The organism is Sinorhizobium sp. Y406, from assembly GCF_058732025.1.
Genome location: NZ_CM178974.1, coordinates 2,512,501 through 2,529,162, shown reverse-complemented (window position 1 = coordinate 2,529,162; position 16,662 = coordinate 2,512,501). Strand labels below are relative to the sequence as shown.

13 protein-coding genes (1 of these 13 only partly in view) are annotated in these 16,662 nt (G+C 62.1%); 9 read left to right on the top strand and 4 right to left on the bottom strand.

Annotated features, from left to right (window positions below):
* The first annotated feature begins 112 nt into the window (after positions 1 to 112).
* The 3 genes from grxC to AC4P1R_RS12115 are packed head-to-tail and all read left to right on the top strand — an operon-like array spanning position 113 to position 1,675.
* Positions 113 to 370, top strand: a complete 258-nt coding sequence (grxC, locus tag AC4P1R_RS12125) for a glutaredoxin 3 (RefSeq protein WP_492177746.1) — start codon at positions 113 to 115, stop codon at positions 368 to 370.
* A 22-nt stretch (positions 371 to 392) separates the two neighbouring features.
* On the top strand, positions 393 to 1,250 hold the full coding sequence (locus AC4P1R_RS12120) for a carbon-nitrogen hydrolase family protein (RefSeq protein ID WP_492177023.1): 858 nt from the start codon (positions 393 to 395) through the stop codon (positions 1,248 to 1,250).
* Complete coding sequence (locus tag AC4P1R_RS12115; protein WP_492177022.1) at positions 1,247 to 1,675, top strand: DUF1178 family protein; 429 nt, start codon at positions 1,247 to 1,249, stop codon at positions 1,673 to 1,675. The genes AC4P1R_RS12120 and AC4P1R_RS12115 overlap by 4 nt, the downstream gene beginning before the upstream one ends.
* Positions 1,676 to 1,691: 16 nt before the next feature.
* On the opposite strand, the gene ubiG is transcribed toward AC4P1R_RS12115, so the two are convergent.
* Positions 1,692 to 2,438 carry a bifunctional 2-polyprenyl-6-hydroxyphenol methylase/3-demethylubiquinol 3-O-methyltransferase UbiG gene (gene ubiG / locus AC4P1R_RS12110; RefSeq protein WP_492177021.1) on the bottom strand — a complete coding sequence of 249 codons (747 nt, stop codon included), beginning with the start codon at positions 2,436 to 2,438 and terminating at the stop codon, positions 1,692 to 1,694.
* Positions 2,439 to 2,518: 80 nt separating this feature from the next.
* Positions 2,519 to 3,064 carry a dihydrofolate reductase family protein gene (locus AC4P1R_RS12105; RefSeq protein WP_492177020.1) on the bottom strand — a complete coding sequence of 182 codons (546 nt, stop codon included), beginning with the start codon at positions 3,062 to 3,064 and terminating at the stop codon, positions 2,519 to 2,521.
* A 357-nt stretch (positions 3,065 to 3,421) separates the two neighbouring features.
* Between AC4P1R_RS12105 and AC4P1R_RS12100 the strand changes: the two genes are divergently transcribed.
* From AC4P1R_RS12100 to clpB, 6 genes are all read left to right on the top strand, one after another.
* On the top strand, positions 3,422 to 4,696 hold the full coding sequence (locus AC4P1R_RS12100; protein ID WP_069459286.1) for an aspartate kinase: 1,275 nt from the start codon (positions 3,422 to 3,424) through the stop codon (positions 4,694 to 4,696).
* 94 nt (positions 4,697 to 4,790) lie between these two features.
* Positions 4,791 to 7,058, top strand: coding sequence for a phosphoenolpyruvate--protein phosphotransferase (gene ptsP / locus AC4P1R_RS12095; protein WP_069459287.1), 2,268 nt, complete (start codon positions 4,791 to 4,793; stop codon positions 7,056 to 7,058).
* Positions 7,059 to 7,124: 66 nt separating this feature from the next.
* The gene (gene prfA / locus AC4P1R_RS12090) at positions 7,125 to 8,207 is read left to right on the top strand and encodes a peptide chain release factor 1 (RefSeq protein WP_492177019.1); all 1,083 of its coding nucleotides are present in this window, start codon (positions 7,125 to 7,127) and stop codon (positions 8,205 to 8,207) included.
* 6 nt (positions 8,208 to 8,213) lie between these two features.
* Entirely contained in the window at positions 8,214 to 9,095 is an 882-nt protein-coding gene (gene prmC / locus AC4P1R_RS12085; RefSeq protein ID WP_492177018.1) for a peptide chain release factor N(5)-glutamine methyltransferase, read from the top strand.
* A gap of 330 nt (positions 9,096 to 9,425) precedes the next feature.
* Positions 9,426 to 10,067, top strand: a complete 642-nt coding sequence (locus AC4P1R_RS12080; protein WP_492177745.1) for a DUF4167 domain-containing protein — start codon at positions 9,426 to 9,428, stop codon at positions 10,065 to 10,067.
* Between the two features lie 419 nt (positions 10,068 to 10,486).
* The gene (gene clpB / locus AC4P1R_RS12075; protein WP_492177017.1) at positions 10,487 to 13,093 is read left to right on the top strand and encodes an ATP-dependent chaperone ClpB; all 2,607 of its coding nucleotides are present in this window, start codon (positions 10,487 to 10,489) and stop codon (positions 13,091 to 13,093) included.
* A 97-nt stretch (positions 13,094 to 13,190) separates the two neighbouring features.
* On the opposite strand, the gene AC4P1R_RS12070 is transcribed toward clpB, so the two are convergent.
* The gene (locus AC4P1R_RS12070; protein ID WP_492176801.1) at positions 13,191 to 14,537 is read right to left on the bottom strand and encodes an IS5 family transposase; all 1,347 of its coding nucleotides are present in this window, start codon (positions 14,535 to 14,537) and stop codon (positions 13,191 to 13,193) included.
* Positions 14,538 to 14,756: 219 nt separating this feature from the next.
* Positions 14,757 to 16,662, bottom strand: the 3' portion of a protein-coding gene (locus AC4P1R_RS12065; protein WP_069459292.1) for a M23 family metallopeptidase. 35 nt of this gene lie beyond the right edge of the window; 1,906 of the gene's 1,941 nt are visible here — the last part of the coding sequence; the start codon falls outside the window, past its right edge; the stop codon is at positions 14,757 to 14,759.

The following is a 16,662-nucleotide window of genomic DNA, read 5'->3' as shown; positions in this document are numbered from 1 at the left end:
GGAGGCTGTAGTGCGTTGAATTCCTGCATGTTTCCATGCTGCGCCGGACGGTCAGGGAAACAGGCAATGGCAGATGTCCGGCATCGGAGTGGTGAAGGAGCGGTTTGAGACTATGGCTTCGGTCGTCATCTATACGCGTCAGTTCTGCGGTTATTGCACCAGGGCGAAGAAGCTCCTGGAGACGAAGGGCGTTGCTTTCGTGGAGTACGACGCCACCTGCGATCCGAGTCTACGTCAGACGATGGTCGAGAAGTCCAACGGCGGCAGGACCTTCCCGCAAATCTTCATCAATGACATTCATGTGGGCGGTTGCGACGATCTGCACGCGCTTGATCGGGTGGGCAAGCTCGACGCGATGCTTGCCGCCTGACCGGCACTTCCGGAGAAAGAGTATGACGTTCAAGGCTGCCGCCATCCAGATGTGTTCCGGCATCGATCCCGCAAGCAATGCGGAGACAATGGCGCGTCTCGTGCGCGAGGCGGCGTTGCAAGGTGCGATTTACATACAAACCCCCGAGATGACCGGCGCCATTCAGCGCGATCGGGCGGGGCTCCGCTCCGTGCTGAAGGACGAGACCGGCGATCTGGTCGTGCGAGAGGCGGCACGGCTTGCCGGCGACCTCGGGATCTATCTCCATGTCGGCTCAACGCCGATCGGCCTTGAGGACGGCAAGATCGCCAATCGCGGTTTTCTCTTCGGACCCGATGGAAAGAAGATCTGCGACTACGACAAGATCCACATGTTCGACGTGGATCTGGAGAATGGCGAGAGCTGGCGGGAAAGTGCCGCCTACCGGCCCGGTTCCACGGCCCGCATCGCCGATCTTCCCTTCGGGAAGCTCGGGTTTGCCATCTGCTACGATGTCCGCTTTCCGGAACTCTTTCGCTGCCAGGCGGTTGCCGGAGCCGAGATCATGTCGGTGCCTGCAGCTTTCACGCGCCAGACCGGGGAAGCGCATTGGGAAATCCTGTTGCGCGCCCGCGCCATCGAGAACGGGCTGTTCGTCGTCGCCGCCGCGCAGGGCGGAGACCATGAGGATGGACGGCAGACCTTCGGCCATTCAATGATCATCGGTCCCTGGGGCCGGGTGCTGGCCGAGGCCGGTCCGAGCGGCGAGGCGGTCATCATCGCCGAGATCGACGTTGCTGCGGCGCATAAGGCGCGGGGGCGCATCCCCAATCTCAAGAATGCCCGCGATTTCGTGCTGGATGAAGTGGCTCCCACCGGGCAAGGAGGCGTTGCAGCTTGATCCACTACAATCTCACCTGTGAGAACGGTCACGCCTTCGAAGGCTGGTTCTCCTCGAGCGACGACTACTCGCGGCAGGTCTCAGCCCGACTGATCACCTGTCCCACCTGCAACTCCGCCTCCGTCACCAAGCAGCTTATGGCGCCTTCAGTTTCGACCGCTCGCAAGAAAGAGGCGCGGCAGGCACTGGTCATGGACCAGGCGCAAAAGGAAACGATCACCAAACTTAGAGAGATGGTGAAATCAATCCGCGAGAACGCGGAAGACGTCGGTGAGCGCTTTCCCGAAGAGGCGCGCAAGATCCATTATGGCGAAGCCAATCAGCGCGGCCTGATCGGCAAGGCCTCCAGGGAAGAGGCGATCGCACTCCTGGAGGAGGGCATCGAAGTCGCGCCCCTGCCGGTGCTCCCCGACGACGCGAACTGAGGACGGTCCAACTTATTCAAATCGGCCGCTTGGCGACGATCATGTAGTTGACGTCCATGTCCCGCGACAGGTTCCACTGATTGGAAAGCGGGCTGAAGAACACGCCGGTGCGGTCGGTGACCTGCATGCCGCTCGCCTCGAGCGGCTTTTCCAGTTCTTCCGGACGCACGAGCTTTTCGTACTGATGCGTGCCGCGCGGCAACCAGCGCAGCACGTTCTCAGCGGCAAAGATGGCCAGGGCCGCTGCCTTCAGCGTCCGGTTGATGGTGGCGATAAACATCAGCCCGCCGGGGCGAACCATGTGGGCGCAGGTCGTCATGAAGAAGTCGACATCCGCTACATGCTCGACCACTTCCATGTTGAGGACGACATCGAAGCTCTCGCCAGCCTCGGCGAGCGCTTCGGCTGTCACGGCGCGGTAATCGACCGCGACGCCGCTCCCCGCCGCGTGCGTCCTGGCGATGCCGATATTCTTTTCCGATGCATCGGCTCCGAGCACGTCGGCCCCCATTCGCGCCATCGGCTCGGAGAGAAGACCGCCGCCGCAGCCGATGTCGAGCAGGCGCAGCCCCTTCAGCGGCTGCGGGCTCTTTGGGTCGCGGTCGAAATTCTCGCAGGCCTTATCGCGAATATAGGCGAGGCGCACCGGGTTGAACTTGTGCAGCGGACGGAACTTGCCGGTCGGATCCCACCATTCGGCCGCCATCGCCGAAAAGCGATCGACCTCGTTCTGATCGATCGTCGTGCGTGCCGTCTCGCTCATCGCAGTCTACCTCGCCTTGCCGGTTCATCGTGAAGTCGGACGATTGGCGGGCGATGTCAAGGGTCCTGTAGCTGCGTTCATCAGTTCCGGACGGGCTGATAGTGCAGGATGACGACCCCCGACTTCAGCGGCCGCACCTGGGTGAGCGACAGTTTCGTGTGGTCGGGGATGTTCTGGAAGAGGGGCGTTCCTTTGCCGAGCAGCACCGGATTGATGCCGAGGCGGTATTCGTCGACAAGGCCCTTGGCCGTCAGCGTCCCCGCGAAATCGGCGCTGCCGTAGACGAAGATCGTGCCACCCTCGCGCCGCTTCAGTTTCTCTACCTCGGCGACGGCATCGCCGGAAACGAGCGTCGTGTTGTTCCAATCGGCATTCTGGAGGGTTCTGGAAAAGACGAACTTCTCGACGCTGTTCATGAAGGTGGCGATCTCCCCCTCGGCTGAGGGCCAGTAGGTCGCCATCATTTCATAGGTAACGCGGCCGAAGAGAAGCGTGTCGGCCCCGAGCTGCGTCTCGCGGATATAGGCGGCAAGCTCGTCTTCGAATACGAACCAGCCGATGTCGTGGCCCGGGGCCTCGAAGAGGCCGTCGACGCTGACCATATCCCACATGATGACCTTGCGCATTCCACTTTCCTCCCGTTGTTTCCGCCCCTCGATCCTTCGAGCATGTAACAATGGTTTTAAATTGCAAGTGGTTTAATTATGAAATCGGATTGATGCCACGCTGGTCGAGGCGATGCTGGCTCAACACCTCGGCGGGTGCGTTGTCCGCCCACGCGTTCGCAGCCCTGCCTCCGGGCTTTCACGGCCATTGCGCGCCGTCCCCTGATCCGCTAAGAGACGCCGCGACTTCCGCTCCCCGAGGCGGTGACCGGCCGATGTCTGAGACGTCTCTTCAAAGCTCTTCGATCGTCAGGTGCCGGCGGAGCGAATTCCTGTCGCGCGTTCGCGCGGAAAACTTGTTGGTACGGTAGAGGCGAAATGGCACGCATCGTGATGAAATTCGGCGGAACTTCCGTCGCAGATTTGGACCGCATCCACAATGTCGCCCGCCACGTTAAACGCGAAGTCGACGCCGGCCACGAGGTGGCGGTCGTCGTCTCTGCCATGTCCGGCAAGACCAACGAACTCGTCGGCTGGGTCGACAACATGCCGAAGGTCGCATGCGCCAACGCGCCCTTTTTCGATGCGCGCGAATATGATGCGGTCGTCGCCTCCGGTGAGCAGGTGACCTCCGGTCTGCTCGCCATCGCTCTCCAGTCCATGGGCATCAATGCCCGATCATGGCAGGGCTGGCAGATCCCGATCCGCACCGACAACGCCCATGGTGCCGCCCGCATCCTTGACATAGACGGCTCCGATATCATCCGCCGCATGGGCGAGGGGCAGGTTGCGGTCGTTGCCGGTTTCCAGGGGATCGGCCCCGACAACCGGGTCGCAACGCTCGGCCGAGGCGGCTCCGACACCTCGGCAGTCGCGATCGCGGCCGCCGTCAAGGCCGACCGCTGCGATATCTATACCGATGTCGACGGCGTCTATACGACCGACCCGCGCATCGAACCGAAAGCCCGGCGGCTGAAGAAGATCGCCTTCGAGGAAATGCTGGAAATGGCGTCTCTCGGCGCCAAGGTGCTGCAGGTGCGCTCGGTCGAGCTCGCCATGGTGCACAAGGTGCGCACCTTCGTGCGCTCGTCTTTCGAGGATCCCGATGCGCCGGGCATGGGTGACCTTCTAAACCCGCCCGGAACGCTGATTTGTGATGAGGAAGAGATCGTGGAACAGGAAGTCGTAACCGGCATTGCCTATGCCAAGGATGAAGCCCAGATCTCGCTGCGCCGCTTGGCCGACCGGCCGGGTGTTTCCGCCGCGATCTTCGGGCCGCTTGCGGAAGCCCACATCAATGTCGACATGATCGTTCAGAACATCTCGGAAGACGGCTCCAAGACGGACATGACCTTTACGGTGCCGTCCGGTGACGTCAACAAGGCGCTGAAGGTGCTTTCGGAAAACAAGGAGAAGATCGGCTACGACGTGGTTCAGTCTGAATCCGGTCTGGTCAAGGTCTCCGTCATCGGCATTGGGATGCGCAGCCATGCGGGCGTTGCCGCCTCGGCCTTCCGGGCGCTTGCCGACAAGGGCATCAACATAAAGGCGATCACCACCTCGGAAATCAAGATTTCCATTCTGATCGATGGACCTTATGCCGAATTGGCCGTTCGCACTTTGCATTCCGTTTACGGTCTGGATAAGAGTTAAGCAGCAGGCATAAGATCTGGGATTCGCGGCCCCGTTGACGGCCGCCGCATCCCGTCCTTTGCTAACGTCTGTTTTTGTCGGGAGACCCCACGCGATGAGAGACCTTTCCGCGGGTCCGCGCGTTCTCCTCAAGCGGTTGCGCGAACTCATGGCGGAGCCGCTCGAGCCGCAGGAGCGCCTGGATCGGATCGTGCGCCAGATAGCGCAGAACATGGTCGCGGAAGTGTGCTCCGTCTATGTGCTGCGCTCCGACGGCGTGCTCGAGCTTTACGCGACAGAGGGTCTGAACAAGACTGCTGTGCACCTGGCGCAATTGAAGATGGGCCAGGGCCTCGTCGGTACGATCGCCGCCTCGGCGCGCCCGCTCAATCTCTCCGATGCCCAATCACACCCCGCCTTCACATATCTGCCGGAAACGGGCGAGGAGATCTATCATTCCTTTCTCGGTGTGCCGATCCTGCGCACCGGACGCGCGCTCGGCGTCCTCGTCGTGCAGAACAAGGCGCAGCGCAACTATCGCGAGGACGAGGTCGAGGCGCTCGAGACGACCGCGATGGTGCTGGCCGAGATGGTCGCGACCGGCGAGCTCAAGAAAATCACCAAGCCCGGACTGGAGCTCGATCTTTCGCGCCCCGTTGCGATTGAAGGCAACAGCTATGGCGAGGGTATCGGCCTGGGCTACGTGGTTCTGCACGAACCGCGGATCGTCGTTACCAATCTGCTCAACGAGGACACGGATCGCGAGTTGCAGCGCCTGGCGGAAGCGCTCGGCTCGCTGCGGATATCGATAGACGATATGCTGTCCCGGCGCGATGTGTCGATGGAAGGCGAGCACCGGGCCGTGCTAGAGACCTATCGCATGTTCGCTCATGATCGCGGCTGGGTGAGGAAGCTCGAGGAAGCAATCCGCAACGGCCTGACGGCGGAAGCTGCTGTCGAGCGGGTGCAGAGCGAGACCAAGGCACGGATGATACGCCTGACGGATCCCTACCTCCGCGAGCGAATGCACGACTTCGACGACCTTGCCAACCGGCTCCTGCGCCAGCTGTCGGGCTATGGCGCCAAGCTTTCGGCGGCGGACTTCCCGAATGATGCGATCATCGTCGCGCGCGCCATGGGCGCCGCCGAACTGCTCGACTACCCGCGGGAGAACGTGCGCGGGCTGGTGCTCGAGGAGGGCGCGGTCACAAGCCACGTCGTGATTGTCGCGCGCGCCATGGGCATCCCGGTTGTCGGTCAGGCGGCAGGCGCCGTGGCGCTTGCCGAAAATCGCGACGCGATCATCGTCGACGGTGACGATGCCAAGGTCCATTTGCGCCCGGTCGCCGATCTGCAGCGCTCCTACGAGGAGAAGGTGCGCTTCCGAGCCCGCCGTCAGGCGCAGTTCAGGGCGCTCAAGGACGTCGAGCCGCTGACGAGGGATGGCAAGCGCATCACCCTGATGATGAATGCCGGTCTGCTCGTCGATCTGCCACATCTGAACGAGGCCGGGGCCGAAGGAATAGGACTTTTCCGGACCGAACTCCAGTTCATGATTGCTTCCACCATGCCGAAGGCGGAGGAGCAGGAGGCCTTCTACTGCAATGTTTTGAAGCAGACGGGCGGCAAGCCGGTGACCTTCCGCACGCTCGACATCGGCGGTGACAAGGTGGTTCCCTATTTCCGCGCAGCAGAAGAGGAAAATCCGGCACTCGGCTGGCGTGCCATCCGGCTTTCGCTCGATCGGCCGGGGCTGCTGCGCACCCAGTTCCGGGCGATGCTGCGGGCCGCCGCCGGCGGCGAACTTAAGCTGATGCTGCCGATGGTGACGGAGGTTGCCGAGCTGAAGGCGGCGCGCCTGCTTCTGCAGAAGGAAATCGAAAGGCAGTCGAAGATCGGAGAACAATTGCCGCGCAAGCTGCAGTTCGGGGCGATGCTGGAGGTGCCGGCGCTGCTGTGGCAACTTGACGAGCTGATGGCCGAAGTGGATTTCGTCTCGGTCGGTTCCAACGATCTCTTCCAGTTCGCCATGGCGGTGGATCGCGGCAATGCCCGGGTTTCCGATCGCTTCGATACGCTCGGTCGGCCGTTCCTCAGGATCCTTCGCCAGATCGTGCGCGCGGGCGAGCGCAACGAAACGCCGGTGACTCTCTGCGGCGAGATGGCGAGCAAACCGCTCTCGGCGATGGCACTGCTCGGCCTGGGCTTCCGCTCGGTGTCGATGTCGCCGACGGCCGTGGGTCCGGTGAAGGCGATGCTGCTCGCGCTCGATGCGGAAAAGCTGGGCGAAGTCCTCGATGCTCAGCTGGACGACGTGAAATCCGAGACGTCGATCCGCCAGATCCTCATCGATTTCGCCGCTGCAAACGGCATACCGGTATAGATCGAACGAGAGCGTCTTGTTCTCGTCCGGCAGGGTTCGGGCGGGTAAGTGTATTTGGAGTGACAGTTGGCCAACCTTCCTGTTGAAAAGATGCGCGAACTCGAACGACGGTTCGGCGAAATCGAGGCCCGCATGTCTGCCGGTCCTTCAGCCGATGTCTATGTGAAGCTTGCTTCGGAATATTCAGAGCTACAGTCGGTGGTAACGAAGATCCGCGCCTACCAGAAGGCAGAGGACGAGCTTGCCGACATCGACGCCTTGCTTGACGACCGGTCGACGGACAAGGACATGCGCGACCTTGCGGAAATGGAGCGGCCGCAGCTTGAGGAGAGGATCGAAGCGCTCGAGCAGGAAATCCAGGTCCTGCTGCTCCCGAAGGATGCGGCAGACGAGAAAAGCGCCATTCTCGAGATCCGCGCCGGCACCGGCGGCTCGGAAGCGGCACTCTTTGCCGGCGATCTCTTCCGCATGTACGAGCGGTATGCCGCGACCAAGGGGTGGCGCGTCGAGGTGCTTTCAGCAAGCGAGGGGGAAGCTGGCGGCTTCAAGGAAATCATCGCGACCGTCTCCGGCCGCGGCGTGTTCTCGCGGCTGAAATTCGAGTCGGGCGTTCATCGGGTGCAGCGCGTGCCGGAGACGGAAGCAAGCGGCCGCATCCACACGTCAGCTGCAACCGTCGCCGTGCTTCCGGAGGCCGAGGAGATCGACGTCGAGATCCGGCCGGAGGATATCCGCATCGATACGATGCGCTCATCAGGCGCAGGCGGTCAGCATGTCAACACAACCGACTCGGCCGTCCGAGTCACGCATCTGCCGACCGGCATCGTTGTTACGAGTTCGGAGAAGTCGCAGCACCAGAATCGATCCAAGGCGATGCAGGTACTGCGTTCGCGGCTTTACGACATGGAGCGCCAGCGTGCCGAGAACGAGCGCTCCGCCGATCGCAAGAATCAGGTCGGTTCCGGCGACCGTTCGGAGCGCATTCGCACCTATAACTTTCCGCAGGGCCGGGTGACCGATCACCGGATCAACCTGACGCTCTACAAGCTCGATCGGATGATGGAAGGCGAGATCGACGAGGTGGTTGATGCGCTCCTGGCGGACCATCAGGCAAGCCAGCTCGCCCTCCTCGGCGAAAAGCAGAACTGAGCAGCGATGGCCGAGACGGTTGACAGCCTTCTTGCCGAAAGTCGCGATCGGTTGATGGCCGCCGGCATCGAAGGTGCGGCGCTGGATTCGCGCCATCTCGTTTCGGGTTTGCTCGGCCTGTCTCTTGCGGAGTTGATGACCCGCGGTCGGCATCCGGTGAGCGACGCCGACGCTCAGCGTATCCGGACCGCAATTCAGCGCCGCGCGGGTCGCGAGCCGGTCTATCGCATTCTGGGTGAACGCGAGTTCTACGGATTGACGCTCAAGCTGTCCGGGGAAACCCTCGAGCCGCGGCCGGATACGGAAATGCTGGTGGATCGACTTATTCCGTACGCACGCCGGATCGCCGCTTGCAAGGGACACTGCCGAATCATCGATCTCGGCACCGGAACCGGAGCCATCTGTCTCGCGCTCCTCGCATCGGTACTTGACGCGCGGGGCCTTGGTACCGATATATCGGACGAAGCCTTGGCGACCGCAAGCGAGAACGCCAAGCGGAACGGCCTGGCCGAACGCTTCGAAACCCTTCGAAGCAAGTGGTTTGAAGGTGTGGGTGGACGGTTCGACATCGTCGTCTCAAATCCGCCGTATATCAGGTCCAAAGTTATCGAGAAGCTTGAGCCGGAAGTGAGACTCTACGATCCGGCTGCCGCACTTGACGGCGGAGATGACGGGCTTGATGCCTATCGCGCAATCGCTCTACACGCGGGCCGCCATATCGAGGCGGGCGGTGTAATAGGCTTGGAAATCGGTTTCGACCAGAAGCAGGCAGTCGCGGCGCTGTTCGTGAGCGAGGGGTTCCGCCTGCTTGAAAGCGCCAAGGATTTCGGCGGCAACGACCGGGTCTTGGTGTTCGAGCAGGACGTCGAAGGCAGCACCAACCGTTGAAAAAATGCTGCACCGGCGTCTCTCTTATCTTGAAGAGCAAAGAAAGGGCTTGGAATCCCGAAGGAAGCGGGCTAGTTTGCGCCCGCGCACTGGGCAGAGGGTCATGGACCGGAGATTCGGTCCAGTATGGCCTGGCCAATGGGGATTGCTCTCAAGAAAGAGTTGCTTGGGTTCGACAGTGCCTTGTGCGGGTATCTGTTAATTTGACGTCAGCCGGCGCCGAGATCGCGAACAGACGGTCTGCTGCGGCGCGTGTTTTTCTGGCGCGGCAGAGCCGGCCGGGATGCGGAACCATATGATCATTATAGAAAAGATTCGGGTGAATGGACGATGAGGCCAGGACAGCAAAATAAGCGCGGCCGTGGGCGAAATAACAATAATAGCAACAACAATAACGGCAATGGTAACCGCAAGGGCTCCAATCCGTTGACGCGCACCTATGACAGCTCCGGCCCGGACGTGAAGATTCGCGGCACAGCGCAGCATATTGCTGAAAAATATGCAGCGCTCGCACGTGACGCCCAAAGCGCCGGCGACCGCGTCATCGCCGAAAACTACCTCCAGCACGCCGAGCACTACAACCGCATCATCGCGGCAGCACAGGCACAGATGCAGGATCGCTTCCAGCGGGACGACCGCCAGGATCAGCAGGATCGCGATCTGACCGACCGCGAGCAGGACGATCTGGATCAGGAGCAGGTCTTTGCAGAACCGGCGCCGGCGCCGGTGGCAGTAACGCCCGCAATTGAGCCGCAGCCGGTGGTTGACGGTTCCGGACCGCAGCCGGTGATCGAAGGCGTGCCTGCCGAGGTCGCTCTGGAAGAGGAAACGCAGTCGTCCGGCCGGGCATCATCGCGCCGCCGCAGTGCGTCTCGGCCGCGCCGCCAGCCACGCCGGACCGCCTCAGAAGAGGGTGCAGCGGGTGAAGCTCCGGCATCTGGCGATGCGGCGGCATTGGCGGCATCGGAATAAAAGACAAGCGCACGTGTCAAGTAGGGCCCGGTCTCATGGCCGGGCCTTCTGTATTGCAACGCCGCGCGTCGTTTCGGACGCGCAAGTATCGTTGTATTCTTTGACTCTGTGTATCGATTTCGGAAAACCGGGTCCGATTTTCGGGCCGATGGGCCAGCGCCAGCTGCAGAACGCCGAGCGGCTCATCTTGTCATCAACAGCCCCCGGAATCCTCGCGTTCCCGCAAATCTGATTTCGGAAAAGCGGTGATATACCCACCTTTAATTTCCTAAAATGCTGCCCCATATTCCCCTTCGAAGACTTGATCCCGCGCAAGGCGAGGACGAGGCGTCGATGACAGGCTTGCCGATGCGGGAGCCTGATCCTGAAACTCCGGCCAGTGCCACCACGATGGGCTTGCCGGGCTATGGAGGTAAGTTATGAATATCGAAAAATATTCCGAGCGTGTGCGTGGTTTCCTGCAATCGGCGCAGACCTATGCCCTGGCGGAGGGACATCAACAGTTCACGCCGGAGCACGTTCTCAAGGTCTTGCTTGACGACGATCAAGGGATGGCGGCATCGCTCATCGAGCGCGCCGGCGGCGACGCACGCGAAGCGCGGACGGGTACTGCGCAGGCGCTGGCAAAGCTTCCTAAGGTGACCGGCGGCAGCGGTTCCGTCTATCTTTCACAGCCGCTTGCCAAGGTGTTTACCACGGCCGAGGACGCGGCACAAAAAGCCGGCGACAGCTTCGTCACCGTCGAGCGGCTGCTTTTGGCCCTCGCGGTCGAGAGTTCGGCCTCTACCGCTGCGATCCTCTCGAAGGCTGGCGTGACACCGACGAAACTCAATCAGGTGATCAACGACATTCGCAAAGGCCGGACGGCCGACAGCGCGAATGCCGAGCAGGGCTTCGATTCGCTGAAGAAATATGCACGCGATCTGACGGCGGAAGCGCGCGATGGCAAGCTCGATCCGGTGATTGGCCGCGATGACGAAATCCGCCGCACAATCCAGGTGCTGTCGCGCCGCACGAAGAACAATCCGGTGCTGATCGGTGAGCCTGGCGTCGGCAAGACGGCGATTGCCGAGGGGCTGTCGCTCCGCATCGTCAATGGCGACGTACCCGAGAGCCTCAAGGACAAGCGGCTCATGGCGCTCGATATGGGGGCATTGATCGCCGGCGCGAAGTACCGCGGAGAATTCGAGGAGCGACTGAAGGCGGTACTCAACGAGGTGCGCTCCGAGGAAGGCGAGATCATCCTCTTCATCGACGAGATGCATACTCTCGTCGGCGCCGGCAAGGTGGACGGCGCGATGGACGCGTCGAATCTCCTGAAACCGGCACTGGCTCGCGGCGAACTGCACTGCATCGGCGCGACGACGCTTGATGAATATCGCAAGCATGTCGAGAAGGATGCGGCTCTTGCCCGACGGTTCCAGCCGGTCTTCGTCGACGAACCGTCGGTCGAGGATACGATCTCAATCCTGCGCGGGCTCAAGGAGAAGTACGAGCAGCACCACAAGGTGCGGATATCCGATTCGGCACTAGTCTCGGCCGCGACCCTTTCCAACCGCTACATCACCGACCGGTTTTTGCCGGACAAGGCAATCGATCTCATGGACGAGGCCGCGTCGAGACTGCGGATGCAGGTCGATTCCAAGCCCGAGGAGCTCGACGAGCTCGATCGGCGTGTCATCCAGCTGAAGATCGAGCGCGAGGCTTTGAAAAAGGAGACCGATGCCTCCTCCAAGGATCGCCTGGAAAAGCTGGAGTTCGATCTGGCCGCGCTCGAGGAACAGGCGGCGACGCTGACCGCGCGGTGGCAGGCCGAGAAACAGAAGCTCGGCCGTGCCGCCGATCTCAAGAAGGAGCTCGACGAAGCAAGAAACGAGCTACAGATCGCCCAGCGCAAGGGCGAATTCCAGCGGGCGGGCGAACTCGCCTACGGCGTCATTCCGAAATTGGAGAAAGAACTCGCCGAGGCGGAAAGCCAGGATAGTTCGAGCGCCAAGGCCATGGTGCAGGAGGTGGTGACGCCGGACCATATCGCCCATGTCGTTTCGCGCTGGACCGGCATTCCCGTCGACAAGATGCTCGAAGGCGAGCGGGAAAAGCTGCTCCGGATGGAGGACGAATTGGCGAAATGGGTCGTCGGCCAGGGCGATGCGGTCCAGGCCGTGTCGCGAGCGGTTCGCCGCTCTCGCGCCGGGCTTCAGGACCCAAATCGGCCGATCGGTTCTTTCATCTTCCTTGGTCCGACCGGCGTCGGTAAGACAGAACTTACCAAGGCGCTTGCTCGGTTCCTTTTCGACGACGAGACTGCGCTGATGCGGATCGACATGTCGGAATATATGGAGAAGCACTCGGTTGCCCGGCTGATCGGTGCGCCGCCCGGCTATGTCGGTTACGAAGAGGGGGGAGCGCTTACCGAATCCGTTCGCCGCAGGCCCTATCAGGTGGTGCTGTTCGATGAGATCGAGAAGGCGCACCCGGACGTCTTCAATGTGCTGCTTCAGGTACTCGACGACGGTCGTCTGACCGATGGTCAGGGTCGCACCGTCGACTTCAAAAATACGATGATCATCATGACCTCGAATCTCGGGGCGGAGTATCTGACAGGGCTTGGCGAAGACCAGGACAGCGATGTCGTGCGCGAGCAGGTGATGGAGGTGGTGCGAGCCGCTTTCCGGCCCGAATTCCTGAACCGGGTGGACGAGATCATCCTCTTCCACCGGCTGCGGCGCGCGCAAATGGGAGCCATCGTCGACATTCAGCTCGAAAGGCTGCGCAGGCTGCTCGCCGAGCGCAAGATTACCATCGAGCTCGAAGACGAGGCGCGGAATTTCCTCTCCGAGCGGGGCTATGATCCGGCCTATGGTGCGCGGCCCTTGAAGCGGGCGATCCAGAAATATGTCCAGGATCCGCTGGCGGAGAAAATGCTGCAGGGCGAGTTCCCGGACGGCTCGGCGGTCAAGATTCTCGCCGGCTCCGATCGGCTGACCTTCAAGCGCGGCTCAAGCTCAGCACAGGAAGCCGCGTGAACCCTGTGCGTTGACGGCGCCGTCCCAGGGACGCACAAGGTTGCTGCTTCATGCAGAGGGCCGCCCGTAGCGCGTCGACCGTGAACAATGACTATCGCTAAGCGGCGCGCGGGTTCGCTCGGGCGTGCAGCCAGGCGAGCAGCAGCCACAAAAGCTGCCTCAACCAGTTGAGAAGGAGCGAGAAGTTGTAGCCGGCGGCGGCCAGGACGGCGTTGTTGGCGTCGCCGTGTTCGCTGGCGAGATAGTTGCGGCCCATGCGGTGCTCGGCCTTGAGATGGCCGATGACCGGTTCGACGGCGGAACGCCGCCGCATCTCGCGCTTAATCGCCGGCGTGACGCGGCGTTTCTGGCCGCTGGTGAAGACCCTGAACCTGTGGCTCTCCGGGGCATTGTGGCCGCGGTAGCCGGCGTCGGCGAGAATGCGGCCGATCTCGTTGCCGATGGTTTTCTCCATGTCCGGGATCACGGTCGCCAGCGTGTGGCCATCATAGGGATTGCCGGGCAAGGCCTTTGCATGCAGGGCAAACTGGCCGCCCCTCGAGCGCTTGAGCGTGGTGGCGACGGAGACCTTGACGCCGAACTCGTACGGCCTGTGCGCCTTGCCTTTGCCGATACATTCGACCTCCGGCGCGTGCAGGCTGTAAATCTTGCGGCCGCGCTGGCGCTGCCGCTGCTCCAGAACCGTCGAGGCCTGGTGGAGCGGCCAGAGGAAGATCGCCCGCAGCTTCTCGTCATCGCCGATCTGCCGGCGAACGTCGCGGACGGTGCGGCCGAGATAGGTCCTGAGGGTCCGCAGCGCCTTGTTGGCCCGCTTGAACTGCTTGGCATGGGCGTAGCGCTGGTGCTTGATCAGCGCCAGCTTGCCGATCCGCAGATAGGTCTGGCGCAGCTTCACGCCGGTCTTCTTCGCCAGCCTCACCAGTCGCTCGCGCGCCCGGTGGAGGAGCTTCGCGTCGGTCGGGAACATCACGTTCTTCGGCTGCACGGTGGTGTCGACGATCACCCGGCGTGTGTCGGCCGGCTGCATCGCCCCGGTCTTGACCGCCACCGCCAGGCTTTCCTGCAGCAGCGCGGTCAGCCGCTCCTCTCCCATGCGCCCTCGCCAGCGGGTCATCGACGAGCGGTCGAACGGCAGGTCATGGCGGAAGAACTCTTCGCCGCACAGATATTGGAAATAGGGGTTCTCCACCCAGCGGGCGCACAGCTCCTCGTCCGACAGGTTGAAGGTATGCTTGAGGATCGAAAGCCCGGCCATCAGCCGCGTCGGCAGCGGCGGCATGCCGGGGCCGTCGCTATAGACTTCACCGAAGTGGCGCTCCAGAAACGGCCAGTCGATCGCCTGCGCCAGCCGCACCAGTTCGTGCTTCATGTTGATGATCTGATCCAGCCGGGAGCGGAATAGATCCTGCTCCCCCGTCTCGCGCCGCTCGCGTGGTCTCGACATCGCCGCTCCTCGATTCACCGCCGCTAAACCGAGTGAATCACGCCGCGCTGAAGGCGCAAACCGCAAAATCAAATTGCAAGAAAAGCGCGCTTAGCCAGCGCCTTTCTTGCAACACTGTACCGCAGGAAAGCAGAAATTACAGAGCGCTTTCAGAGACGTACGGATAGTTCACGGACGACTAGCGCCACAGGCGGCCCATCTGCATAAGGCGAATACGGGCTACTTGCTCGCCACCTCGTTGGCATCGTCCTTGCCGAGGAGTTCGTCGATCCGCTGCCGCTCCTTCTCGAACTGCGCCAGCGCTTCGCCGGAGAGCGACTTGCCGCCCGGCAGGCGGACGCGCAGCGGGTCAACCTTGTTGCCGTTTACGATCAACTCGTAGTGGAGGTGGGGACCCGTCGAGAGACCGGTGGTTCCGACCCAGCCGATCACCTGGCCCTGGACGACCTTTGCGCCGGGTTTGACGTTCTTGGCAATCGCACTCTGGTGGTTATAGGACGAGACATAGCCGTTGGCATGCCGGATCAGCGTCTGGTTGCCGTAGCCGCCGGAGTCCCAGCCGGCACTCTGTACCACGCCATTGCCGGCGGCGATGATCGGGGTTCCGCGCGGAGCCGCCCAGTCGACGCCTGTATGCATGCGAGAGAAACCGAGGATCGGGTGGCGGCGCATGCCGAAGCCCGACCGGAAGCGACCGTTCGGGACCGGATTCCGTAATAGGAACTGGCGGATGCTCTTGCCGTCCTGGTCGAAATAGTCGATCGAATTATCCTCGGGATCCTGGAAACGGTAGAAGCGCGTCTCGGCGTCGCCGAACTTGGCATTAACATAGAGAAGCTCCGAATCCTCGGTCGCGAGGCCGCCTTCGTCGGCAACCGAGAAGAAGGCCTCAAGCGAGTCCGCGGGCTTCAGCTGCGCCTGGAAGTCGACATTGCTCGCCAGCAGCCTGACGAGCAATGCGACCATGTCAGAACTCATCCCGTAGGAAAGTGCCGCCCGATAGATGCCGTCATAGACTCGCGGCAGGTCATGGCCGCTGGTGACCACCGGCACGCCCGTGTCGTCGAAGGCGGTCTCGACCGCATCGAGCTTCGGCGGTTCCGCACCGGGAACGAAACGCCCATGATCATCGACCGCCATCGTCAGCACATGCCGGTTGCGCGAATAGATCGTCGCCCGCACGATGTGCGCCTCTTCGCCCTTCTGGATGATGCCGATCCGCAAGACATCCCCGGCGGTAAGGTTCTTGGAGCCGAGTGCTTCCTCGATATAGCCGGCGGCGTCCTCGGCTTCGGCTTCGGCGTAGCCGGCATTCTCCATCACCGTCGCTATCGCCGTATCACGACGCACCGGTATGACGTCGTCGGCATATTCGGTGCTCTGCTTGGTGATGTTCTCATAGGCTGAAACGCTCATATTTTCCTCGACGATGCGGGCTGTTAGACCCTGGATCAGGTCGAGGTTGCCGTCGTCGGAGGCGAAGCGCTGCGGGTCGACATAGAAGAGCGAGGCGACCTGGGTGCTGCCTTCCGTCAGCACAGAGCCATTGGTTCGGACGTTTTCCTCCACCTCCTCGAGCGACATCGAGGGGCCGAACTTCAAGCTCGCCCCCTTCAAAGGAAAGTTGACCGTCTTCAACGCCACCTCGGATTCCACGTCCGAACCGTAGATCGTTCCAGTCCTGACCGCAGGCGCCTCGGCCGGCCCCTCGGTGGAAAAGATCGCGAGCGGATCGAAGGAGGGATAATCCTGCGTGGTCTGGTGATTGGCGGCGAGCGCCATCTTAACGTGCACGAAGGGTTGACGGCGAACCACCTCCCGCTCGCCGTCATGGATCATCGTCGAAACCTCCATGACAGTCTTGTCTGCCGGCTTGGCGACGACGTTCGGTGCGATGATGCGGTTTCCGCGCTTGGCAGCGCTGATGCCTTGAGATGGGTCGAGGGCGGCAAAGGCTTCCGCCGGAATCGCCAATTGTTGCCGGCCGTCGAGAGCGGCAAAGAGCGCGACCCCCATCAGAAGGCTGGAAGTGATGCCCGTCAGGAACGTCCCCGAGAGCCAGCGCATGGAGATTTCGCGCCGGTCCGGTGCACGACGTCCATCCGCCAGGATCGGCGGCTGATCA